The sequence below is a fragment of the Streptomyces sp. NPDC036984 genome (genome assembly GCF_055607665.1).
Genome location: NZ_JBVJRL010000011.1, coordinates 165,971 through 187,536, shown reverse-complemented (window position 1 = coordinate 187,536; position 21,566 = coordinate 165,971). Strand labels below are relative to the sequence as shown.

Here is a 21,566-nt window from a genome sequence, read left to right as displayed (position 1 = left end):
CAGTCCGGGCCTCATGACGCCGGCCCCGCCGCCAGGAGCGGCGGGGCCGGCGTGCGTCGTACGACGGCTCAGCCTGCGGCGACCGTCAGCGGTGCGAACCGTCGGGTCCAGTCCCCCGGCAGGTCCGTGATGCCGTAGGTCATCACGGACCCGAAGGCCACGGAGGCCATCCCTCGCTCCTTCGCCCAGGCCAGCAGCTCCTCGTGGCGCACGTCGATGTCGGTGCGCAAGGGACGGTCCGTACGCGCCGCCAGCGAGGCGATGAGCGCCTTGGCGGTCTCCGTGTCCCGGGCGATCAGCGGGCCGACGACATGGGTGTCCATGTTGGGCCACGCGGCCGTGTAGCCGATGAGCCGACCGTCCTCCTCGGCCACCCGCAGCTGATCGGCGAAGGCGGGCAGCCGGGTGATGAGGGGCGTGCGGTCGGTGCCGAACACCTCCTCGTCGAGCCGCAGAATCGCGGGCAGGTCCTCCGCGGTGGCGGCACGCGTGGTGACTGCGGGCTCCGGGCCACCGGGCGCGAAGCGGCCACTCAGCATCTCCGTCCGGCCCGTCACCTTGAAGCCCAGCTCCTCGTAGAGGGGACGGCCGGACGGCGTGGCATGCAGGGTCAGCGGGGTGGGCCCCATGGTCGACACGACATGCCGCATCAGGCGGCGACCGACGCCCCTGCGGGCATGACGTTCGGCCACCAGAACCATGCCGACGGCGCCGAGATCCGGCCGCCCCCACGCGCCGTACTCCGTGACCACGCACGCGGCGACAAGACCACCCTCGGGGTCATCGATGCCCAAGCCCTTTCCGGCCGTGAGGAGGAATCCCCACTTGTGTTCCTCCCGGGGCCACCCCCGGTCTTCGGACAGGTCGGCGCAGGCGGTGAGATCGCGGAGCGTCAGACGACGGATGGGCAGGTCGGCGAGGGAAGGAGTCGGCACGCAGGTCAGGCTGTCCGACCGGCACCCCTGCCGTCCACCCGTTTCGATGCAGACGCACGTGCTTTTGGCCACCTCGTAGCCAGGCGCACAGCCCATGGACAGCTGTGGGTGTTTCACGTGAAACATCGGCAGCCCACTAGCCTCAGCGCCATGGCGAGACTTCATCTGTTCGATCTCGATGGCACTTTGCTGCACGGCACCACCGCTCCGGTGGAGATTTCCCGCCAGTTGGGGCTGGAAGCGGAGACGGTGGCGCTGGACCGGGCGATCGCGGCAGGACGGATCGGTCCGCCGGAGTACGCGGCACAGGTGTACGAGCTGTGGGCTGATCTGACCGAGGCACATGTACGCGCCGCGTTCGAGGCCGCTCCTTGGCTGGCGAGGATCCGTGAGGTCTGGACGGAGATCAAAAACGCGGGTGAATACTGCGCGGTGGTGTCTCTCTCGCCCTCCTTCTTCGTGGAACTCCTCCTCGACTGGGGCGCCCACGCGGCCCATGGATCGCGGTTCCCGGCCGTGCCGTTCACCGAGCCCGTCGACCCGGCCGGGGCGCTCAGCGCCGCGGCCAAGGTGACCATCGCGGACCGGCTCTGCGCGGAGTTCGGCGTGGCGAGAGCGGACTGCGTGGCCTACGGCGACTCGTCGTCGGACAAGGAGCTGTTTGCTGTCGTACCGACTTCCGTGGCAGTCAACGCCGACGCCCATCTGGCCGGGCTCGCGACCCACTCCTACACGGGGCGTGACCTGTGGGATGCCTATGAACTGGTCAACCGGATCCGGTAGTTGACGGACCTCGCCATGCCCACCGCGCTCGCGCGTCGTGAGGGAGCAGGAGGGACTTGTACGGGCGCGGACGGTCGGTAGGGTCCACTCCGGTTCACGTCCGGGACGGAGCGCACGCATCACGGGCCGAGAACAGGGCAGGCAGCCTAACGGGACGGAGAGGCCGAAGAACCGCGTTTCCGGGTATACGACCGCGGCAGCCGATCGGGGCGGGAAGCTGCGGGACACGGCGCTACGGCCGGCCGCCCATCGGGGAAAACATGCGCCTTCCGGGCAGGAGGGTGCGCAGACCGACCGAGAGACGTTCGAGGCGAGGGCACACCATGGACGCTCCGACCACCACGTCGGGGGAGAACGGCATGTCGGGCGGCGGCGGCTGGTTCGCGCCGCGCAAGGTGCCCTCGGCTCCGCCGGACGGTGACCAGGAGGCGCACGATGGACGCCGGCCAGGCACCGCCCATGCCGTACCGGGCACGCCCGCCCTGCCGGCCCTCACCCACCGGACCGTTCCGGTCCCGCACGGGGACGCGGCCGTACCGCCGGAGCACTCCGCGGTCTCGCACGGTGACCCAGCGATCCTGTCGCGCGTACCCGCGCAGTGGCCGGAGGCCGCCTCCGACGAGGGCTCTCCGGACGCCCACCTCATCCGGCGCACGATGACCGAGATCGGCCCCGTCGCCGACAAGGTCACCTCCTACTTCTACGCTCTGCTCTTCGTCCGCCACCCCGAGCTGCGGTCGCTCTTCCCGGCCGCGATGGACGCCCAGCGGGACCGCCTGCTGAAGGCACTGCTCACGACGGCCGAGCACCTGGACAACACCCCGGTCCTCGTCGACTACCTGCAGAATCTCGGCCGCGGACATCGCAAGTACGGGACGCGCCCCGAGCACTATCCGGCCTTGGGCGAATGCCTCATCGGCGCGTTGAGCAAGTACGCCGCCACCGTGTGGACCCCGGAGACCGAAGCGGCCTGGGTGCGGGCGTACACGACGATGTCCCAGGTCATGATCGACGCCGCGGCGGCGGATGAGCTGCTGGCCCCGGCCTGGTGGCAGGCCGAGGTCGTCACGCACGATCTGCGGGCGCCGGACGTCGCGATCCTCACCGTCCGTCCCGACCAGCCGTACCCGTTCCTCGCGGGCCAGTACACAAGCGTGGAAACCCCCTGGTGGCCACGGGTGTGGCGGCACTACTCCTTCGCTTCCGCGCCCCGCTCCGACGGACTGCTGACGTTCCATGTGAAGGCCGTCCCGGCCGGCTGGGTCTCGAACGCGCTGGTGCACCGCGCACGGCCCGGAGACGTGATACGCCTCGGCCCGCCGACCGGCTCGATGACCGTCGATCACACCACCGACAGCGGTCTGCTATGCCTGGGCGGCGGCACCGGCATAGCGCCCATCAAGGCCCTGGTGGAGGACGTCGCCGAGCACGGCGAACGCCGCCCGGTCGAGGTGTTCTACGGGGCACGCACCGACCACGGCCTCTACGACATCGACACCCTGCTCAGGCTCCAGCAGAGCCACCCCTGGCTGTCGGTCCGGGCGGTCGTAGACCAGCAGGCACGACTCCAGCTGCCCGACGCCGTACGCGAATACGGCCCGTGGAACGAGTACGACGGCTACCTCTCGGGCCCGCCCGGCATGATCCGCAGCGGCATCGACGCGCTCCGGGACATCGGCATCCCGTCGAGCCGCATACGGCACGACTCCGTGGAGGAACTGCTCGTCGCGGCGGACTGATGGCGCTCACCCGAGGTCGGGGGCGTGCATGGCACGTACTCCCTCGATGTTCCCGTCCAGGTAGTGACGCAGGGACAGCGGCACGAGGTGGACGGAGGCGATACCGACGCGGGTGAACGGAACGCGGACGATCTCGTATTCACCAGTCGGCTCATCCACTTCGGGGCCGTGCCGCAGGGCCGGATCCATAAACTCCAGCCGGCAGACGAAGAAGTGCTGCACCTTCACACCGGTCGAGCCGCCGTCCTCACCGATGTGCTCCACCGTGTCCACGAAGCACGGCACCACATCGGTGATCTTGGCGCCGAGCTCCTCGTACACCTCTCGGTGCAGGGCGTCCACGACGGTCGAGTCCCCGGGCTCGACTCCGCCACCGGGGGTGACCCAGTAGGGATCGACACCGGGCTTGGTGCGCTTGATCAGGATCAGGTCGTCACCGTCCAGCAGAACGGCGCGGGCGGTGCGCTTGACCACGGGTCGGACGGTCATGGGAGAAATGTGGCCCGGCTGGTTCCACGTGAAACATCGCAAAGCGCCACCGCACCACCGCAGCGTGTGTACCCGCGCCGGATCAGTCAGCACCACGCCGTGGCGGCGCGCTGGAGCCACTCGTGGGCCCGTGCGACAGGGGGCATGCCGAGGGTGCCGGTCCGCACCACCAGGAAGTAGGTGCGCAGCGGCGGCACCGCCGGGTCGTGCAGGGTGACGATCGTGCCCTGACGGAGGGCGGGGGCACACAGATAGCGCGGCAGCACCGCCAGTCCGGCGCCCGCGATCGCGCAGGAGAGCACGGCCCGCAGATCGGGGACGACGATCGTGCCCGTGGCGGCCGGACGGGAGTCGAAGACGGCGGCCCAGTAGCGCGAGACGAAGGGCAGCGACTCGTGGACCTCGACCAAGGGCAGGCTCTCCAGGGCCGGCGCGCCCTTCAGCCGTACCGCGTCCGATCCGATCCGTTCCGCCCAGCGTGGGGCCGCGACCAGCACATGTTCCTCGTCACAGAGCGGAGTGGCGGTGAGCAGAGCCCCGCGCGGCCGGGCGGTGGTGATGGCCAGATCATGGTGGCCGCAGGCCAGCCCGTCCAGCGTCTCCTCGGACGTGCCGAAGGAGGCGCGCAGCGCGAAGGCCTGGCCGTCCTCGCCGGTCAGCTCCGTCAAAGCGGGCAGCGCACGCTCGGCGATGAATTCCGGCGGCCCGGCCAGGTGCAGCGTCCATGACGAGGACTCGTCGTCCAGGCCGCCCTCGGCTATCTCCACCAGCGCGTCGAGGTGCGGCGCGGCCTTGTGCGCGAGTTCGTCGCCGATGGTCGTGGGCGTCACCCCGCGCGCCTGCCGAAGAAAAAGGGGTCTGCCCAGCTGGCGCTCCAGCGTGCGGATCTGTGAGGTGACGGCGGGCTGGGAGAGGCCGAGCAGGGCGGCGGCGCGGGTGAAGGAACCGGCCCGGTGCACGGTGACGAAGGTCCGCAGCAAGGCCAGATCCATGGCACGCCCTCCCAGTTACTGCCCCTCCGGCCCCCAGGCAGGCACCAACCATAAATAAGTCGATAGGTCTGTGTCGCTACCGTGATTGGACACTGACAGACAGTCAACTAGCCTTGTTCGTGCGGGCTTTCCACCACGAAAGCCGCAGACGGTCCGAGCCACGAGGGGGGAGGCTCGGACCGTCCTGACGGTATCGGTGGGCGGACACGGGGGCGCTCAACCGGCGGACGCGTCCAGGGCGCGCAGTACGTCGGCCACCAGGTCCTCGGCGTCCTCGGCGCCGACGGACATGCGGATGAAGCCCTCCGGGACCGCGTCCCCGCCCCAGCGGCGGCGGCGCTCGGCCGTGGACCGCACCCCGCCGAAGCTCGTCGCGTCTTCCACCAGGCGCAGGGCCGCGAGGAAACGTTCGGCTCGCGCGCGCGTGGGCAGCGTGAAGGAGACGACGCAGCCATAGCGACGCATCTGCTCCGAGGCGATCTTGTGTGAGGGGTCGTCGGGCAGACCCGGGTAGCGCAGTCCGGAGACCTCGGGACGCCGGCGCAGTGCCTCGGCGACGGCGAGGGCGGTGGCGTTCTGGCGGTCGACACGCAGCTGGAGCGTGGCGATCGATCGATGCGCGAGCCAAGCCTCCATGGGACCGGAGATCGCGCCGACGATCTTGCGCCAGCGGCGAACGGCGGCCATGGCCTCGGCGTCGCGGCCGGTGACGTAGCCCAGCAGGACATCCCCGTGCCCGGTGAGCTGCTTGGTACCACTGGCCACCGAGAAGTCGGCGCCCAGCTCCAGCGGGCGCTGCCCGAGCGGGGTGGCGAGCGTGTTGTCGACGGCCACCAGGGCGCCATGCGCGTGTGCCGCCTCGGCCAGCCGCCGGATGTCGCACACGTCGAGCCCGGGGTTCGACGGGGACTCGATCCACAGCAGCCGCGCCCCGTCGAGCAGCTCCAGCTGGGCGTCGCCGCCGGTCGGCGCGGTGCGGACCTCGATGCCGTACGCCTCCAGCTGGGCGCCGACCAGCGGCAGCACCTGGTAGCCGTCGGACGGCAGCACGACCGCGTCCCCCGCGCGCAGCTGTGAGAACAGCACGGAGGAGATCGCCGCCATGCCGGAGGCGAACACCAGCGTCTCGACGTCGTCCCGGCCCGGCGCCTCCAGTTCGCCGATGGCCCGCTCCAGCAGCGTCCAGGTCGGGTTGTCGTCACGGCCGTACGCGTACGGTCCCGTCACCTCGCCGGACAGGTGGAAGTGGGCCGCGAAGACCGGCCCGGGCAGGGTCGGCTCGTGCTTGACCGGCTCGGGCAGCCCCGCCCGGACCGCGCGCGTGCCCTCACCGGGGCGGCCCTCGTTCTCGGCATCGGTCATACGGCTCGTCCCTTCAGCTCGGCCCGTACGGCGGCGAGCAGGCCGATGCTCGCCGCCTCCACCATCCCAAGGCACTCCTCGAAGCCGTCCCGTCCCCCGTAGTACGGGTCCGGTACGTCGAGGTCGGCGCCGGCGGCGGGGTCGTGGGAGCGGAACAGGCGAATCTTGTGTGCGTCCTCCTCGGTGGGTGCAAGCCGGCGCAGGGCCTTGAGATGGCCGGCGTCGAGGGCGATCACAAGGTCGAGGCGGGCGAACCACGACGGCTGGAACTGGCGGGCGATGTGCTCACTGTCGTAACCGTGCTCGTCCAGGACCGAGACGGTGCGCGGGTCGGCGGGCTCGCCCTCGTGCCAGCCGCCGGTGCCGGCGCTGTCGACCGCCACCAGATCCTCCAACCCGGCCTCCGCCACGCGCGCGCGGAAGACGGATTCGGCCATCGGGGAGCGGCAGATGTTGCCGGTGCACACGAAGCAGACGCGGTAGGTCATGGCGCGGTCAGTCCTCGTCGGGCAGGACGACGTGCAGCGCCCAGGAGACGACGGAGATGATCAGACCACCGATGACGGCCGTCCAAAAGCCTTCCACGTGGAAACTCAGGTCGAGCTTGCCGCACACCCAGGAGGTCAGCAGCAGCATCAGTGCGTTGACGACCAGGGTGATCAGGCCCAGGGTCAGGATGAAGAGCGGGAAGGTGAGCACCTTCACGATGGGCTTGACCAGCCAGTTCACCAGACCGAAGATCAGCGCGACGACGATCAGCGTGCCGGCCTTCTTGGCGGTGTTGTCACCCGTGAGGGTGATCTTGTCGAGCAGCCACACCGCGACCGCCAGGGCGCCCGCGTTGGCGATCGTCTTGACTAGGAAATTCTTCATGTGTCTGATCGTGGCAGACCGGACGCGCACTGACGATGGACGGCGAGCGGTGTGACGGCGACCAGGGGAACAGCGAGTGGTGAGGCGAGGGCGGCAGCGGCGATGAAGGCTTTCCGGCTGGACGAACTGGAGGCGGAACGCGCCGCCAACGAGGGCGCCTACCTGCAATTTCTGCACGAGCGGAACATGTCGGTCGGCCTGTACGCCCTGAACGCGGGCGAGCACGACCCGCAGAAGCCGCACAACCAGGACGAGGTGTACTTCGTGGTCAGCGGCCGGGCCTCGATCACGGTCGGTCTGGAGACGACCCAGGTGGCGCGGGGAAGCGTCGTGTACGTGCCCGCAGGGGTCGCGCACAAGTTCCACCACATCAGCGAGGACCTCAGGGTGCTCGTCGTGTTCTCTCCGCCCGAGGCGTGAGCCCGGACCCCGGGATCCCTAGGGGACGGGTCAGGGGAGGACAAGGGATGCGAGGCCCCCGCCGGGCCCCTGCGCGGCCCTAGCATCGAGTGCGGAACATCAACAACGCACGAGATGCAAAGGACGAGGGCGATGCGAGAGATATTCGCGGGGCTGCCGTGGTGGGTGAAGTGGGTCGCGGTGCCGGTCATCGCCCTGGTGGTGTTCGGCGGCCTGATAGCGACCGTCGTCGGGTTCGTGATCGGCCTGCTGTTCAAGGCGCTGGTCTTCGTCGCCCTGGTCGGCGGACTGATCTACGTCGTGCGCAAGTTCATGGGGAACTCCTCGTCGCGCAGCGACTGGTGAGGCATCAGAGGGCCGGTGAGGCGTGAGGGGAGCACCGGTTCCCTCGGGGGAGGGAAGTTTTCCCGGGAGCCGTCTGCGCGCGGTGGCGGGCGGTTAGAGTCCGGAACTCCCCGCGGGGTCCGGCCCCGTGGGTGGCGCAGTCCCCCCTCCGTGCTCTTTCCCCGCACGGGCTGCCCCTCGCCCCTCGGGAGTGACTCTTGGCCACGGTTGACACCGCACCGGCAGAACTCCACGCACCCCCCACCCCCCCGCGCTCCTGCGCATCCCCCCTCCCGCGACCGGCCGCCCCGCCCGTGCCCGGCCGGCCACACGCGGCGGACATCGCCGGCCCCCCGCATGCTCCGGGCCGCACCGGGCCACCCTCCTCCACCGGCGTACCGGGACCACCGGTCAAGGCGACATCCACCGCCACGCTCATCGGCTCCGTCCAGCGCGCCATGCGCCTGCTGGAGACCGTCGCCGCACACGCCTACGGCGCCCCTGCCAAACAGCTCGCCCGGGAGACCGGCCTCGCGCTCCCCACGACGTACCACCTGCTGCGCACCCTGGTGCACGAGGGCTATCTGCGCCGGGAGAAGGGGCTGTTCTTCCTCGGTGACGCGGCCGAGCGGCTGGGCCGCAGCGGAGCACAGCAGAAACGTCGCAGCACGGTGGCGGACACGCTCGCTCATTGGCGCGATTCCATCGGTGTGCCGGTGTACTACGCGATGTACCGGGACGGGGAGATCGAGGTCATGTGCGTCTCCGACTCCCGTGAGGCGCCCGCGGTCGAGGAGTGGGCGGACTTCCGCGAGACCGGCCACGCGCACGCGATCGGGCAGTGCCTGCTCTCCCAGTTGGACGAGGACGCACGGCGCGACCATCTCGCCCGGTACCCCGCACGGGCCATCACGCCGTACACCGTGCGGGACAACGACGCGCTGCTGCGGCGGCTGGCCAGGCTTCGGCGCATGGAACCCGTGGTGGAGCGCCAGGAATACGCCGTCGGAACGGTCTGCGCGGCGGTTCCGATCACGGTCGGCACCACCGCGGCCACCATGGCCATCTCTCTCCCCGCCCACCAGGCTGACCGGCTGCTGCCCGCGGCCCACCGACTCCAGGCGGAGATCGGGCGGCATCTGGGGTCGCTCACGCTCTCTATCAGCATTTGAAAACTTACTCCTTGTGATCTCCCGTGCACGTTAAGCAAGATTTGACCACGGTCAGAGGGATCAATCCCGGCCAGTCGACGTCATATGACGGGGTAGGCAATGCGCGAGTCCGTACAGGCAGAAGTCATGATGAGCTTTCTCGTGTCGGAGGAGCTCTCCTTCCGCATCCCGGTGGAGTTGCGCTACGAGACCTGTGATCCCTATGCCGTGCGGCTCACTTTTCATCTGCCCGGCGATGCACCGGTGACCTGGGCCTTCGGGCGGGAGCTGCTGATCGACGGGGTCGGCCGTCCGTGCGGCGAGGGAGATGTGCACATCGCGCCCGCCGATGCGGAGGTGCTGGGTGAGGTGCTGATCCGGCTTCAGGTCGGCGGTGACCGGGCCCTGTTCCGCTCGTCGGCGCCACCGCTCGTGGCCTTCCTCGACCGGACGGACAAGCTCGTGCCGCTCGGCCAGGAAGGTGCGCTGGCCGATTTCGACGCCCATCTGGAGGAGGCCCTGGACCGCATCCTGGCCGAGGAACAGAGCGCCGGCTGAAGCGTTCCGGCCTGGGGCGGCGGGCACTCCGCCATGCCGCACGGAATTGTGCAGGAACGCTTCTTCAGCGGGGCTCCACCCGGCTCACCGCTTCCGGCGCCGGCCCCGGCCACCGCGCGCCGGCGCGGGCTGAGCCCCGGAGGACGCCACGGCATCCGGGGCCGACCGGTCGGCCGAGACGACCAGCGCGGCGAGCGCGGTGGTGACCGGGACCGAGGCGACCAGACCGATCGAGCCGATCAGCGTGCGCACGATCTCCTCGGCCACCAGCTCGCTGTTGGCCACGGCCCCGACGCTGCTCTGCGCGATCGAGAACAGAAGCAGCAACGGCAGTGCCGCACCGGCGTAGGCGAGCACGAGGGTGTTGACCACGGAGGCGATGTGATCGCGGCCGATGCGGATGCCCGCCCGGTACAGCCCGCGCCAGCCCATCGACGGGTTGGCCTCGTGCAGCTCCCAGACGGCCGACGTCTGTGTCACCGTCACGTCGTCCAGCACGCCGAGCGAACCGATGATGACGCCGGCCAGCAGCAGACCGCTCATGTCGATCGATGGATACAGGCCGTGGATCAGGCCGGTGTTGTCGTCCGTGTTGCCGGTGAGCGCGGCCCAGCCGATGAAGAGCGAGCCGAGCACACCGATCAGCGAGAGGGAGATCAGTGTGCCGAGCACCGCCACCGAGGTACGGGCCGACAGGCCGTGGCACATGTACAGGGCGATGAGCATGATGGCGCTCGACCCGACCACGGCCACGAGCAGCGGGTTCGAACCCTGGAGGATCGCGGGCAGGATGAACAGGGTCAGCACGAGGAAGCTGACGGCCAGGGCGACCAGCGCCATGGCGCCGCGCAGCCGGCCCACAACGACGACGGCGATGGCGAAGATCCCCGCGAGCAGCATCATGGGGAACGTGCGGTTCACATCGGTGACCGAGTACTGAAGCTCCCTCGGAGCGGAGGGCTCGTAGGCGACCACGACCTTCTCGCCCTGGTGCAACTGCCGCGACTGGTCCGGCTGCACGATCTCGGTGAACGTACGGCCCTTGTCCTTGCCGGTGTCGACCCGGATGGTCGCCTTCTTGCACGTTCCGTCGGCCTGCTGCTGCGCCGAGGTGCCCTCGGCGGTGGAGGTGTCACCGGTCGGGGCGTCGCCGGAGGCGTTCACCGACTTGCAGTTGACCTCGATGACCCGGGTGACCGTGGCCTGCTGGGTCTGCCGGTCGAAGCCGACACCGGTGCGCTTGTGGGAGGGGGCTCCTCCGGGCCAGAGCACCACGAGACCGACCAGGACCGCCGCGGTGAAGGGGACCAGGATCGCCGCGATGACCTTGCGCAGGTGCTGCGAGACGGGAGCGGCGGGACCGTGACTGTGGCTGTGCGAATGGCCGTGGTGCCCGGGATCCGAGGGACCGTGGTGGCCGGGACCGTCACCTCCCGCTCCCGAGCCGGCACCCGAGCCCTCGTGCGGAGAGGCAGAGCCGTGCCCCGGACCGGCTCCACGGCCGCCGTCATAGGTTCCGTGGCCGTGTCCGAAGTCCTGTCCCGCGCCGTCTCGGCGGTGCGGCTCCGGCGGCTGGTAGGGGTACTGCTCCATCCTGGTCACCACCCGATCATCGCAAGAACCGTGGAGGCCCACTGTTCACCGCGCCACACATGACGCTAGCGTGGAGGCACCTTTGCACACGCGGGAGCTCGGAGCACCGGGCTGAGAGGGCGCTGACCTCCGTAGACCCGATGTTTCACGTGGAACAAGCGATGTTCCACGGAAATATCGGCAGACGGAAACCGCTGCGTCGACCGCCGAACCTGTTACCGGGTAATGCCGGCGTAGGGAGTAGGTCTCATGACCAACAAGGACGCACGCACGCCTGCCTCTGTTCAGGACGAGAAGTCCCAGGAGGCCGGGAAGTCCATCGGCTGGCACAAGGCGTACGTCGAGGGCTCGCGCCCCGACCTGCGCGTGCCGGTCCGTCAGGTGCACCTCACCAACGGGCGGTCGGTCACGCTGTACGACACGTCAGGCCCGTACACCGATCCACTCTTCGACACGGACGTCCGCAGGGGCCTGCCGCCGCTGCGGGAGAACTGGATCGTCGCCCGCGGTGACACCGAGGAGTACGCGGGCCGTCCCGTCCGTCCCGAGGACGACGGGATCAAGCACACCTCGCCGCGTGGCGGGCTGCGGAACCTGGACGCGGTCTTCCCGGGGCGCCCGCGTCAGCCGCGGCGGGGCCGCAGCGGCCAGGCGGTGACGCAGCTCGCGTACGCCCGACAGGGCGAGATCACGCCGGAGATGGAGTTCGTGGCCATTCGGGAGAACGTTTCTCCCGAGGTGGTCCGCGAGGAGATCGCGGCGGGCCGGGCCGTGCTGCCGGCCAACGTGAACCACCCGGAGATCGAGCCGATGATCATCGGCAAGCGGTTCCTGGTGAAGGTCAACGCCAACATCGGCAACTCCGCGGTGACGTCCTCCATCGAGGAGGAGGTCGAGAAGATGACGTGGGCGACCCGCTGGGGCGCCGACACGGTCATGGACCTGTCCACCGGCCGCAACATCCACACCACCCGCGAGTGGGTGCTGCGCAACTCCCCCGTGCCCATCGGCACGGTTCCGCTCTACCAGGCGCTGGAGAAGGTCGACGGCAAGGCCGAGGAACTGACCTGGGAGATCTACAAGGACACCGTCATCGAGCAGGCCGAGCAGGGCGTGGACTACATGACCGTCCACGCGGGCGTCCGGCTGCCGTACGTCCCGCTCACCGCCAACCGCAAGACCGGCATCGTCTCGCGCGGCGGCTCGATCATGGCCGCGTGGTGCCTGGCGCACCACAAGGAATCGTTCCTGTACGAGAACTTCGAGGAGCTTTGCGAGATCCTCGCCGCCTACGACGTCACGTACTCGCTGGGTGACGGTCTCCGGCCCGGTTCGATCGCGGACGCCAACGACGAGGCGCAGTTCGCCGAGTTGAAGACGCTCGGGGAACTCAACCGGATCGCCAGGCGTTTCAACGTACAGACGATGATCGAGGGCCCCGGGCACGTCCCGATGCACAAGATCAAGGAGAACATCGACCTTCAGCAGGAGATCTGTGATGAAGCTCCGTTCTATACGCTCGGCCCGCTGACCACGGACATCGCGCCGGCGTACGACCACATCACCTCCGGCATCGGTGCCGCGATGATCGCCTGGTGGGGCACGGCGATGCTCTGCTACGTCACGCCCAAGGAGCACCTGGGCCTGCCCAACCGTGACGACGTCAAGACCGGCGTCATCACCTACAAGATCGCCGCGCATGCGGCCGACCTCGCCAAGGGGCACCCGGGCGCTCAGGAGTGGGACGACGCCCTGTCGGACGCGCGCTTCGAGTTCCGGTGGGAGGACCAGTTCAACCTCGCGCTGGACCCGGACACGGCACGGGAGTTCCACGACGAGACCCTGCCGGCCGAGCCCGCCAAGACGGCTCATTTCTGTTCCATGTGCGGCCCGAAGTTCTGCAGCATGAAGATCTCGCAGGACATCCGGCGGGAGCACGGCGGCAGCCGGGCCGAGGTCGAGGAGGGCATGGCCCAGAAGTCGAAGGAGTTCGCGGCCGCCGGCAACCGGGTGTATCTCCCGATCGCCGACTGAGACACGCACGGCGGTTTCGCCGCACCGGCCGGTCCGTTGGCGGGCGTCTGGTGCGGCACAGGCAGGGGGCTCGCGGCTGACCGGGGTGGTGGCACCACACCGGTTGGCCGCTCGGCCCTAGTCGGGCTGCTGTTCCGGACCGCCGAAGTCCGGGCTCGTGTAGTCGGGGCTGGTGAAGCTCGGGCGGCCGGCCCCGGTGCCATCGCCGGGGCTGCTGAAGCCGGGGCGGTCGTAGCCCAGGCGCGGCATGCGGCCGGTCGGGGCGGGCGGGGCCGTGTGGGGGACGGCGGCCGGGCCGGGATCGGCCAGCGCCTCCCGGAGAAAGGGCAGGATGCCGCGCTCCAGCAGGGCGTCCCGCCAGGCTTCTCGAGCCCTGGCCAGCTCTTCGCTCGCCGCTTCCTGGGCCCGGGCGTCCGCCGAGGTGCTGTTGCGCAGCGCGGTGAGCACCAGCCCGACGGCGGCGACGAGGATCCCGGCCGCGGTCATGGCGCCGAACACCCAGCCGGTGGTGAGCATGGCCCGGGCGAGGGTCTGCCCGGGGTCCAGCATCTTCAGGATGTAACCGACGAGCAGGAAGAGGACCGCGGCGGTTCCGGAGAGGATGGGAGCCAGGACGGCGATGACCGCGGTGGCGCCCGCGCCCGTGCTCTCGGCGGCTTCGCCCAGGGTGGCGGCGAGGCTCGTGGCGTCCGAACCAGGGATGACGGCATCGGAGTTGTCGGCGGTGGGCGGGGTGGACAGCGCCGGGTGACGCAGTTCGTCGCGGATCTCGACGTAGTGCTGGTACTCGGCCGCCGCGGCTGTCGTGATCAGGGCGGAGGCGTTGAGAGCCATGGTGCGCAGTTGTTCGGGGTTGAGCCGCTGTCCGACAGCGGCCAGTTCCGGTCGGTGCGGTGCGGAGCGCAGCACCTCATCGAGGAGCCGCTCGAATTCCTGGCGGTCCTCGCTCCTCAGGTGCTGCGGAACGCTTTTCATGTGCATCCCCCGATGCTCCGTAGGGCTTGGGGCTCGCACGCCGGCGAGCCGTCGGGCAGAAACGGAGGGGAGCCTGCTACGGATAAGTCGATGGTAGAGCCGTGACGGCGCACGGTGACAGGGGATTGCCGGAAATTGCGTCCCGGCCTGCGCGTACGCGGCCGGGGGACGCCTGCCCGCGGAACGCTCAGATATCCAGAGGGAGTTGCCGGACCAGCAGCTTTCCGGCCATGGTCACTCCGCCGTCCATGGCGATGGCGAGCCCGTCGGCGTAGATGTGCGGCCCCTCGACGGCCGGGCCGGTGCCCTCCTCGCCGTCCTCGGAGCCGACCTCGCCGAGGAGGTAGGGAATGGGGCTGTGCCCGTGAACGACCCGGGTGCCGCCGTACGTATCGAGAAGGGAGCGCACGGCGTCGGCGCCGCCCTCGTCGCGGAAGGAGAAGCGCTTGGTGAACTTGCGGAAGAGATCCCAGACCTCGTCGGCGTCGTTGCGGGTCAGGGTCTCGCGGACGGTGTCGTTGACCGCCTCGATCGAGTCGCCGTAGTCCAGGTAGACGGTGGTGTCGGAGTGGATGAGCAGATAACCGTCGACCTCCTCGATGGCGTCGAGGCGGGCCATCCACTGGAGATGGTGGTCCTGGAGGCGGTCCATGTCGGTCTTCTGGCCACCGTTGAGCAGCCAGGCCGCCTGGAAGGTGGCGGTGCCCGCGCCGGAGTTGACGGGGGTGTCGCCGAACCGCTTGGCGCCGAGCAGCAGCAACTCGTGGTTGCCCATGAGGGCCTTGCAGTAGCCGCCTGCCGCGGCCGCCTCGGCGGACAGTCGCATGACCAGGTCGATGACGCCGATGCCGTCCGGGCCGCGGTCGGTGAAGTCGCCGAGGAACCACAGCCGGGTGGTGCCGGCGCACCACTGGCCGGAGGCGTCGATCAGGCCCTGCTCTTGCAGGGCGGCGACCAGTTCGTCCAGGTAGCCGTGGACGTCTCCGACGACGTAGAGCGGTCCCGGGCCCGCCGCGGGCTGCGGTGGCGGGGTGGCGGGGGCGGGCTCGACGGGGACCTGGAGGGTGTCACCGCGGTTGATGACGGGCAGGTCGCGCTGGGTGGGGGTGTAGCCCGTGGGGTACGCCTCGTCGGCGGCCGGGACGGCGTCGCCGGGGTGGATGCCGCGGATGTACGGACCGGTCTCATGGACGTACGCGGGTACCCGGAAGTCGCGCAGCGTCGCCGTCCGCTCCGTCTCGGGTCCCTGACCGGCCCCCTGAGTCATCAGACCCCTCCACCATCGCGCCGCATCTGCACCGCTTCGGACTGCCTGGTCGCAGCGGTCCGCGGTGTCGTGGGCCCATCATAGGAATGCGCGTCGCGCCGTGTGATGACCCAGGGGTGGGAATCCGAACAAGACTCCAGTTCACCGCGGCTTTCGCCCCGTTTGGGCGGATGTTCGACCAGCTGTCGGCCGACCGGTCCTCCGGCCGGCCCGGCGCTACTTCTCGTCCGGTGTCCTCGGCGGGCTGACCGTCGTGCGCGGGAGTCGTCGCTGGGAGGAGGTGCGCACGATCAGCTCGGTCGGTATCACCTGCTCGACCGGCTGGTCGGACTCGACGCCCTCGATGGCGTCGATGAGGAGCTGGACGACCGCGGTGCCGATGCGCCGCGGCTTCAGGGAGAGCGTGGTGATGGGCGGCTCGGTGCTGGCGTACACCGTGGACTCGCTGCAACACACCAGCAGCAGGTCGTCGGGGACGCGCAGGCCGTAGCGGCGGGCGGCGGCGAGCAGATCGGTGCCGTTGGGGTCGAACAGTCCGTAGACCGCGTCGGGCCGGTCGGGGCGGGCGAGCAGCCGGTCGGCGGCGACGGCGCCCGCACACGGGTCGTGCGCCGGGTAGGCCTCGTAGACCGGATCCTGCCCGACCCGCTCGCACCAGCGCAGGTAGGCGGTGGTCGACAGGTGGGTGTACGTGTCCGTCGTGGTGCCCGTGAGCAGGCCGATGCGGCGGGCGCCGGCGTCGGCGAGGTGGTCGAGGATGCCGAGTACGGCGGCCTCGTGGTCGTTGTCGACCCAGGCGGTGACGGGGAGCGCGCCGGCGGGTCGGCCGTCGGAGACGACCGGCAGGCCCTGCCGCACGAGTTCGCTGACCACCGGGTCCTGGTCGGAGGGGTCGATGACCACCGTGCCGTCCAGGGCGACGTTGGACCAGACGTCATGGCGGGAGGTCGCGGGCAGGATGACCAGGGCGTAGCCGCGGGCGAGCGCGGCCGAGGTGGCGGCCCGGGCCATCTCGGCGAAGTACGCGAACTCCGTGAAGGTGAAAGGTTCATCCCCGTACGTCGTCACGGTCAGGCCGATCAGACCCGACTTGCCGGTACGGAGGGTGCGGGCGGCGGCCGAGGGGCGGTACCCGAGCCGGTCGGCGACCTCGCGCACATGGCGCCGGGTGGCGTCCGGCAGCCGGCCCTTGCCGTTGAGGGCGTCGGACACGGTCGTAATGGAGACCCCGGCGGCGGCGGCGACGTCTCTGATGCCCGCCCGACCCGGCCGGCTGCCTCGACGTGAGGTTTCCGCGCGGCTCACCTGGTGCTTCCCTGCTGCTGTCATGGCGAGCCGATAGTAGGGCTCATGCGGTGGGGTAGTGCGGACGCATATGCACGCGTTGACAGGCACGTTTCTGCATGGTCATGGGGGGCCAACTCCCTGTGAAATCAAGGCAGTTGATGGATTCAACAGTAAGACGTGTCTTGTCGACGCGTATGGGCCTGCCAAGTGCCCGAGGTCTCGAAGAGGTCTCAACTCACCTTCACGGGGGACGCGCGCCAGGGCGCAAGCCACCGGCGCATAGATATATGTACGGCGCGCCCCCCGAAACGTACGCCTTCGTGCGGCGATGCCCCTGATGCCGGTGGGAGAAGCGATGCTCGCCCCCCTCTCGGGGCCAGTCCCCGCACTCCAGCCCGCCCGCACCTGTACGCAGGCGGGCCGAATCCTCATAAGGTGAGGAGTATTGGAAGCCGGCGGTGTCGACGGTCCGCCGGTGGTCGCGAGGAGGACTGCGGTGAGCGAGACAAGCCCCAAGCTGCGCGCCGAGCTGGAGGGTATCCCCACCTACAAGCCGGGCAAGCCGGCCGCGGCCGGTGGACCGGTCGCCTACAAGCTGTCCTCCAACGAGAACCCCTACCCGCCGCTGCCCGGTGTGCTGGAGAGCGTGACCGCGGCGGCCTGCGACTTCAACCGCTACCCGGACATGGCCTGCACCGGGCTGATGAACGAGCTGTCGGATCGCTTCGGCGTCCCGCTCTCCCACCTGGCCACCGGCACCGGCTCGGTCGGGGTGGCCCAGCAGCTGATCCAGGCCACCAGCGGCCCTGGCGACGAGGTGATGTACGCCTGGCGCTCCTTCGAGGCGTACCCGATCATCACGCAGGTCAGCGGCGCCACCTCGGTGCAGGTGCCGCTGACGCCGGGTGATGTGCACGACCTGGACGCCATGGCGGACGCGATCACCGACCGGACGCGGCTGATCTTCGTCTGCAACCCCAACAACCCGACCGGCACGGTGGTGCGGCGGGCCGAGCTGGAGCGGTTCCTCGACCGGGTGCCCGGCGATGTGCTGGTGGTGCTGGACGAGGCCTACCGGGAGTTCATCCGCGACCCCGAGGTGCCCGACGGCGTCGAGCTGTACCGGGAGCGGCCCAACGTGTGTGTGCTGCGGACCTTCTCCAAGGCGTACGGGCTGGCCGGGCTGCGCGTCGGTTTCGCGATCGCCCATGAGCCGGTGGCGGCGGCGCTGCGCAAGACGGCGGTGCCGTTCGGGGTGAGCCAGCTCGCGCAGAACGCGGCGGTCGCCTCGCTGCGGGCCGAGGACGAGCTGCTGGGCCGGGTCGGCTCGCTGGTGTGCGAGCGCACGCGCGTGGTCGACGCGCTGCGGGGCCAGGGCTGGACGGTGCCGGAGACGCAGGCCAACTTCGTGTGGCTGCGACTGGGGGAGCGGACGGTCGCGTTCGCACAGGCCTGTGAGCAGCACGGTGTGGTGATCCGGCCGTTCCCGGGCGAGGGTGTGCGGGTCACGGTCGGGGAGGCCGAGGCGAACGACATCTTCCTGAAGGTGGCGGAGGCATTCCACAAGGAGCTCTAGCTAGACAAGGAGCTCTGGCTCGAAGGGGCTCCAGCTCGGTTGTGGAGCTATTCCTCGATCAGTTCCACCCGGATGGGATCGCCGGATCGTACGGTCGCCAGGAGGCGGGCGTCCCCGTCCAGACTGCCGAGGACGTTGCACGGGCTCGCGAGGCGGCACTCGTCGCCTCGCGAGATCGGCGTGGGCCCGTAGGGCAGGGCCAGCGCGTCGCCGTCCGTCCAGAAGGCCACCGTGCCCGGTTCCACGACCTGGCGAGCGTCCGTTTCACGTGAAACAGAGACGCCTGTATCGAAATACACCTCCTCACCCCATGTGTGCGCGATCGAAGCGAGTGGCAGTCCCTTGGCGAGGGCCTGCGTGGTCGGGGTACTTGCGTCGAGGGTCGCGGTGATGTTCCCCGCGGGCCAGGAAATGCGTATCTGCATGACGCGCAATTCAACAAGATGTTGAAGTCGCTGCCAAGGCCTTGACGTGAAGGCAGAGGGGGGACCCCCCTTCCCGGGCCGAAAATCAGTACGTCATAATGGCTTGTGAATGTGAACGCGTTCACAAGCGCATCCCGTTTGCCTTGTATGTCCGTGACAGACGGGGCAAACCGCCGCTGTACCCGGCGTAGTAAGGAGAGTGACGACGTGGACCTGGCTTTGGCGCCGGAGACACTGGCGCGCTGGCAGTTCGGCATCACGACCGTCTACCACTTCCTGTTCGTCCCGCTGACGATCTCCCTGGCAGCCCTCACGGCCGGGCTCCAGACGGCGTGGGTGCGCACGGAGAAGGAGAAGTACCTCAGGGCGACCAAGTTCTGGGGCAAGCTCTTTCTGATCAACATCGCGATGGGCGTCGTCACCGGCATCGTGCAGGAGTTCCAGTTCGGCATGAACTGGTCGGACTACTCGCGCTTCGTCGGTGACATCTTCGGCGCCCCGCTCGCCTTCGAGGCGCTGATCGCGTTCTTCTTCGAGTCCACCTTCATCGGCCTGTGGATCTTCGGCTGGGACAAGCTGCCCAAGAAGATCCACCTGGCCTGTATCTGGATGGTCTCGATCGGCACGATCCTGTCGGCGTACTTCATCCTCGCGGCCAACTCCTGGATGCAGCACCCGGTCGGCTACAAGATCGACAAGGTCAAGGGGCGTGCCGAGCTCACCGACTTCTGGGCCGTACTGACCCAGAACACCGCGCTCAACCAGGCCTTCCACACCCTGTCCGCGGCCTTCCTGACCGGTGGCGCCTTCATGGTGGGCATCGCCGCCTACCACCTGGCCCGCAAGAAGCACGTCCGCGAGATGAAGACCTCGCTGCGGCTCGGCCTGGTCACCGTCGTCATCGCCGGTCTGCTCACCGCGGTCAGCGGCGACCTGCTCGGCAAGGTCATGTTCAAGCAGCAGCCGATGAAGATGGCCGCCGCCGAGGCGCTGTGGGACGGCCAGCAGCCGGCGCCGTTCTCCGTCTTCGCCTACGGCGACGTGGAGAAGGGCCACAACTCCGTCGCCATCGAGGTCCCCGGCCTGCTGTCCTTCCTGGCGAACGACGACTTCACCTCGTACGTCCCCGGCATCAACGACATCAACAAGGCCGAACAGCAGAAGTTCGGGCCGGGCGACTACCGGCCCAACATCCCCGTCACCTTCTGGGGCTTCCGCTGGATGATCGGCTTCGGCATGGCCTCCTTCGGCATCGGCCTGGCCGGGCTGTGGCTGACCCGCAAGAAGTTCATGCTGCCGGAGCACCTGCGGGTGGGCGACGACGAGGTGCCGCATCTGGTCCTGTTCAAGAACGAGGCGCTCAGCCCGAAGCTCACCACCTGGTACTGGCGCATCGCGATCTGGACCCTGGCCTTCCCGTTGATCGCCAACTCCTGGGGCTGGATCTTCACCGAGATGGGCCGCCAGCCGTGGGCCGTCTACGGTGTGCTGCAAACCCGGGACGCGGTCTCCCCCGGTGTCTCCCAGGGCGAGATCCTCACCTCGATGACCGTCTTCACCGCGCTGTACGCGATCCTCGCCGTGGTCGAGGTCAAGCTGCTGGCGAAGTACGTCAAGGCCGGCCCGCCCGAGCTGACCGAGGCCGACCTCAACCCGCCCACGAAGATCGGCGGCGACCACCGTGACGCCGACAAGCCGATGGCCTTCTCGTACTAGGCCGAGGGGACAGTCATGGAACTTCACGACGTCTGGTTCGTCCTGATCGCCGTCCTGTGGATCGGCTACTTCTTTCTGGAGGGGTTCGACTTCGGGGTCGGCATCCTCACCAAGCTGCTCGCCCGTGACCGGCCGGAGCGCCGGGTGCTGATCAACACCATCGGCCCGGTCTGGGACGGCAACGAGGTGTGGCTGCTCACCGCGGGCGGCGCGACCTTCGCCGCCTTCCCGGAGTGGTACGCCACTCTCTTCTCCGGCTTCTATCTGCCTCTGCTGCTCATCCTGGTCTGCCTGATCGTCCGGGGCGTCGCCTTCGAGTACCGGGCCAAGCGGCCGGAGGAGAACTGGCAGCGCAACTGGGAGACGGCGATCTTCTGGACTTCGCTTCTCCCTGCGTTCCTGTGGGGTGTGACCTTCGGGAACATTGTTCGGGGCGTCAAGCTCGACCAGAACTTCGAGTACGTCGGCGACGTCTGGGATCTATTGAACCCGTACGCCCTGCTCGGCGGCCTGGTGACGCTGACGCTGTTCACCTTCCACGGGGCGGTGTTCACCGCGCTCAAGACCGTCGGGGACATCCGGGTGCGGGCCCGGAAGCTGGCCCGCTGGGCCGGTCTGGTCGCGGCCGTCGTGGCGCTCACGTTCCTGCTGTGGACACAGGCCGACAGCGGCGACGGCACGAGCCTGGTCGCCCTGATCGTGGCCGGCGTCGCCCTGGTGGCCGCCCTGGTGGCCAACCAGGCCGGGCGTGAGGGATGGGCGTTCGCACTGTCCGGCATCACCATCGTGGCCGCCGTGGCGATGCTCTTCTTGTCGCTCTTCCCGAACGTCATGCCGTCCACCCTCGACGGGGACTGGAGCCTGACGGTCACCAACGCCTCGTCGAGCCCGTACACCCTGAAGATCATGACCTGGTTGGCGGCCATCGCCACACCCCTCGTGCTGCTCTACCAGAGCTGGACGTACTGGGTGTTCCGCAAGCGGATCGGCACGCAGCACCTCGCTCCCGACGCCGCTGCCGGCGCCGCGCACTGAGTCCGCGGAGGGGGTGTTTCACGTGAAACACC

21 protein-coding genes are annotated in these 21,566 nt (G+C 69.3%); 10 read left to right on the top strand and 11 right to left on the bottom strand.

What is annotated here, in order from left to right; genetic code table 11:
* Positions 1–68 precede the first annotated feature (68 nt).
* The gene (locus ACZ7DL_RS21665) at positions 69–935 is read right to left on the bottom strand and encodes a GNAT family N-acetyltransferase (protein ID WP_470776029.1); all 867 of its coding nucleotides are present in this window, start codon (positions 933–935) and stop codon (positions 69–71) included.
* Between the two features lie 150 nt (positions 936–1,085).
* Between ACZ7DL_RS21665 and ACZ7DL_RS21660 the strand changes: the two genes are divergently transcribed.
* Positions 1,086–1,718 carry an HAD family hydrolase gene (locus ACZ7DL_RS21660; RefSeq protein WP_470776027.1) on the top strand — a complete coding sequence of 211 codons (633 nt, stop codon included), beginning with the start codon at positions 1,086–1,088 and terminating at the stop codon, positions 1,716–1,718.
* 323 nt (positions 1,719–2,041) lie between these two features.
* Positions 2,042–3,457 (top strand): globin domain-containing protein, encoded by a 1,416-nt coding sequence (locus ACZ7DL_RS21655; protein WP_470776025.1) that lies wholly within the window; start codon positions 2,042–2,044, stop codon positions 3,455–3,457.
* A 6-nt stretch (positions 3,458–3,463) separates the two neighbouring features.
* Here ACZ7DL_RS21655 and ACZ7DL_RS21650 read toward each other — a convergent pair whose 3' ends face one another.
* The 5 genes from ACZ7DL_RS21650 to ACZ7DL_RS21630 all read right to left on the bottom strand — a co-directional run bounded on the left by ACZ7DL_RS21650 (position 3,464) and on the right by ACZ7DL_RS21630 (position 7,173).
* Entirely contained in the window at positions 3,464–3,946 is a 483-nt protein-coding gene (locus tag ACZ7DL_RS21650; RefSeq protein WP_470776023.1) for an NUDIX domain-containing protein, read from the bottom strand.
* A gap of 86 nt (positions 3,947–4,032) precedes the next feature.
* Complete coding sequence (locus ACZ7DL_RS21645; protein WP_470776021.1) at positions 4,033–4,938, bottom strand: LysR family transcriptional regulator; 906 nt, start codon at positions 4,936–4,938, stop codon at positions 4,033–4,035.
* A 216-nt stretch (positions 4,939–5,154) separates the two neighbouring features.
* On the bottom strand, positions 5,155–6,300 hold the full coding sequence (locus ACZ7DL_RS21640) for a cystathionine gamma-lyase (protein ID WP_470776019.1): 1,146 nt from the start codon (positions 6,298–6,300) through the stop codon (positions 5,155–5,157).
* Positions 6,297–6,788: a low molecular weight protein-tyrosine-phosphatase gene (locus ACZ7DL_RS21635; RefSeq protein WP_470776018.1), complete on the bottom strand. Its 492-nt coding sequence runs from the start codon at positions 6,786–6,788 to the stop codon at positions 6,297–6,299. Before ACZ7DL_RS21635 ends, ACZ7DL_RS21640 begins: the two co-directional genes overlap by 4 nt.
* 7 nt (positions 6,789–6,795) lie before the next feature.
* Complete coding sequence (locus tag ACZ7DL_RS21630) at positions 6,796–7,173, bottom strand: phage holin family protein (RefSeq protein ID WP_470776016.1); 378 nt, start codon at positions 7,171–7,173, stop codon at positions 6,796–6,798.
* 102 nt (positions 7,174–7,275) lie between these two features.
* On the opposite strand from ACZ7DL_RS21630, the gene ACZ7DL_RS21625 reads away from it, so the two are divergent.
* From ACZ7DL_RS21625 to ACZ7DL_RS21610, 4 genes are all read left to right on the top strand, one after another.
* Positions 7,276–7,593, top strand: coding sequence for a cupin domain-containing protein (locus tag ACZ7DL_RS21625; protein ID WP_470776015.1), 318 nt, complete (start codon positions 7,276–7,278; stop codon positions 7,591–7,593).
* A 132-nt stretch (positions 7,594–7,725) separates the two neighbouring features.
* Positions 7,726–7,938 carry a DUF5326 family protein gene (locus tag ACZ7DL_RS21620; RefSeq protein WP_356118675.1) on the top strand — a complete coding sequence of 71 codons (213 nt, stop codon included), beginning with the start codon at positions 7,726–7,728 and terminating at the stop codon, positions 7,936–7,938.
* Between the two features lie 197 nt (positions 7,939–8,135).
* A complete protein-coding gene (locus ACZ7DL_RS21615; RefSeq protein ID WP_470776012.1) occupies positions 8,136–9,089 on the top strand; it encodes an IclR family transcriptional regulator in 954 nt (317 codons plus the stop codon).
* 99 nt (positions 9,090–9,188) lie between these two features.
* Positions 9,189–9,626 carry an SsgA family sporulation/cell division regulator gene (locus ACZ7DL_RS21610; RefSeq protein WP_470776010.1) on the top strand — a complete coding sequence of 146 codons (438 nt, stop codon included), beginning with the start codon at positions 9,189–9,191 and terminating at the stop codon, positions 9,624–9,626.
* An 84-nt stretch (positions 9,627–9,710) separates the two neighbouring features.
* Here the strand turns inward: ACZ7DL_RS21610 and ACZ7DL_RS21605 are convergent, their stop codons facing one another.
* Complete coding sequence (locus ACZ7DL_RS21605; protein ID WP_470776140.1) at positions 9,711–11,219, bottom strand: YibE/F family protein; 1,509 nt, start codon at positions 11,217–11,219, stop codon at positions 9,711–9,713.
* A 249-nt stretch (positions 11,220–11,468) separates the two neighbouring features.
* Between ACZ7DL_RS21605 and thiC the strand changes: the two genes are divergently transcribed.
* Positions 11,469–13,253 (top strand): phosphomethylpyrimidine synthase ThiC, encoded by a 1,785-nt coding sequence (thiC, locus tag ACZ7DL_RS21600; protein WP_470776009.1) that lies wholly within the window; start codon positions 11,469–11,471, stop codon positions 13,251–13,253.
* Positions 13,254–13,370: 117 nt separating this feature from the next.
* Here the strand turns inward: thiC and ACZ7DL_RS21595 are convergent, their stop codons facing one another.
* From ACZ7DL_RS21595 to ACZ7DL_RS21585, 3 genes are all read right to left on the bottom strand, one after another.
* Positions 13,371–14,234 carry a hypothetical protein gene (locus tag ACZ7DL_RS21595; RefSeq protein ID WP_470776007.1) on the bottom strand — a complete coding sequence of 288 codons (864 nt, stop codon included), beginning with the start codon at positions 14,232–14,234 and terminating at the stop codon, positions 13,371–13,373.
* A 181-nt stretch (positions 14,235–14,415) separates the two neighbouring features.
* Positions 14,416–15,495, bottom strand: coding sequence for a metallophosphoesterase (locus ACZ7DL_RS21590; RefSeq protein WP_470776005.1), 1,080 nt, complete (start codon positions 15,493–15,495; stop codon positions 14,416–14,418).
* A 216-nt stretch (positions 15,496–15,711) separates the two neighbouring features.
* Positions 15,712–16,824 (bottom strand): LacI family DNA-binding transcriptional regulator, encoded by a 1,113-nt coding sequence (locus ACZ7DL_RS21585; protein ID WP_470776004.1) that lies wholly within the window; start codon positions 16,822–16,824, stop codon positions 15,712–15,714.
* A 454-nt stretch (positions 16,825–17,278) separates the two neighbouring features.
* On the opposite strand from ACZ7DL_RS21585, the gene hisC reads away from it, so the two are divergent.
* Positions 17,279–18,358 (top strand): histidinol-phosphate transaminase, encoded by a 1,080-nt coding sequence (hisC, locus tag ACZ7DL_RS21580; RefSeq protein ID WP_470776002.1) that lies wholly within the window; start codon positions 17,279–17,281, stop codon positions 18,356–18,358.
* A 47-nt stretch (positions 18,359–18,405) separates the two neighbouring features.
* On the opposite strand, the gene ACZ7DL_RS21575 is transcribed toward hisC, so the two are convergent.
* Positions 18,406–18,783 carry a cyclophilin-like fold protein gene (locus tag ACZ7DL_RS21575; protein WP_470776000.1) on the bottom strand — a complete coding sequence of 126 codons (378 nt, stop codon included), beginning with the start codon at positions 18,781–18,783 and terminating at the stop codon, positions 18,406–18,408.
* Positions 18,784–18,990: 207 nt separating this feature from the next.
* Here ACZ7DL_RS21575 and ACZ7DL_RS21570 point away from each other — a divergent pair, with 207 nt between their 5' ends.
* The gene (locus tag ACZ7DL_RS21570) at positions 18,991–20,499 is read left to right on the top strand and encodes a cytochrome ubiquinol oxidase subunit I (protein WP_470775999.1); all 1,509 of its coding nucleotides are present in this window, start codon (positions 18,991–18,993) and stop codon (positions 20,497–20,499) included.
* Between the two features lie 15 nt (positions 20,500–20,514).
* Entirely contained in the window at positions 20,515–21,534 is a 1,020-nt protein-coding gene (cydB, locus tag ACZ7DL_RS21565; RefSeq protein WP_470775998.1) for a cytochrome d ubiquinol oxidase subunit II, read from the top strand.
* Positions 21,535–21,566: the final 32 nt, after the last annotated feature.

Bases quoted from the DNA above. Each gene is read 5' to 3' on its own strand.
- ACZ7DL_RS21660 (WP_470776027.1), top strand. From the start codon at position 1,086: ATGGCGAGACTTCATCTGTTCGATCTCGATGGCACTTTGCTGCACGGC.
- ACZ7DL_RS21655 (WP_470776025.1), top strand. From the start codon at position 2,042: ATGGACGCTCCGACCACCACGTCGGGGGAGAACGGCATGTCGGGCGGC.
- ACZ7DL_RS21650 (WP_470776023.1), bottom strand. From the start codon at position 3,946: ATGACCGTCCGACCCGTGGTCAAGCGCACCGCCCGCGCCGTTCTGCTG.
- ACZ7DL_RS21645 (WP_470776021.1), bottom strand. From the start codon at position 4,938: ATGGATCTGGCCTTGCTGCGGACCTTCGTCACCGTGCACCGGGCCGGT.
- ACZ7DL_RS21640 (WP_470776019.1), bottom strand. From the start codon at position 6,300: ATGACCGATGCCGAGAACGAGGGCCGCCCCGGTGAGGGCACGCGCGCG.
- ACZ7DL_RS21635 (WP_470776018.1), bottom strand. From the start codon at position 6,788: ATGACCTACCGCGTCTGCTTCGTGTGCACCGGCAACATCTGCCGCTCC.
- ACZ7DL_RS21630 (WP_470776016.1), bottom strand. From the start codon at position 7,173: ATGAAGAATTTCCTAGTCAAGACGATCGCCAACGCGGGCGCCCTGGCG.
- ACZ7DL_RS21625 (WP_470776015.1), top strand. From the start codon at position 7,276: ATGAAGGCTTTCCGGCTGGACGAACTGGAGGCGGAACGCGCCGCCAAC.
- ACZ7DL_RS21620 (WP_356118675.1), top strand. From the start codon at position 7,726: ATGCGAGAGATATTCGCGGGGCTGCCGTGGTGGGTGAAGTGGGTCGCG.
- ACZ7DL_RS21610 (WP_470776010.1), top strand. From the start codon at position 9,189: ATGCGCGAGTCCGTACAGGCAGAAGTCATGATGAGCTTTCTCGTGTCG.
- ACZ7DL_RS21605 (WP_470776140.1), bottom strand. From the start codon at position 11,219: ATGGAGCAGTACCCCTACCAGCCGCCGGAGCCGCACCGCCGAGACGGC.
- thiC (WP_470776009.1), top strand. From the start codon at position 11,469: ATGACCAACAAGGACGCACGCACGCCTGCCTCTGTTCAGGACGAGAAG.
- ACZ7DL_RS21595 (WP_470776007.1), bottom strand. From the start codon at position 14,234: ATGCACATGAAAAGCGTTCCGCAGCACCTGAGGAGCGAGGACCGCCAG.
- ACZ7DL_RS21590 (WP_470776005.1), bottom strand. From the start codon at position 15,495: ATGACTCAGGGGGCCGGTCAGGGACCCGAGACGGAGCGGACGGCGACG.
- ACZ7DL_RS21585 (WP_470776004.1), bottom strand. From the start codon at position 16,824: ATGACAGCAGCAGGGAAGCACCAGGTGAGCCGCGCGGAAACCTCACGT.
- ACZ7DL_RS21575 (WP_470776000.1), bottom strand. From the start codon at position 18,783: ATGCAGATACGCATTTCCTGGCCCGCGGGGAACATCACCGCGACCCTC.
- cydB (WP_470775998.1), top strand. From the start codon at position 20,515: ATGGAACTTCACGACGTCTGGTTCGTCCTGATCGCCGTCCTGTGGATC.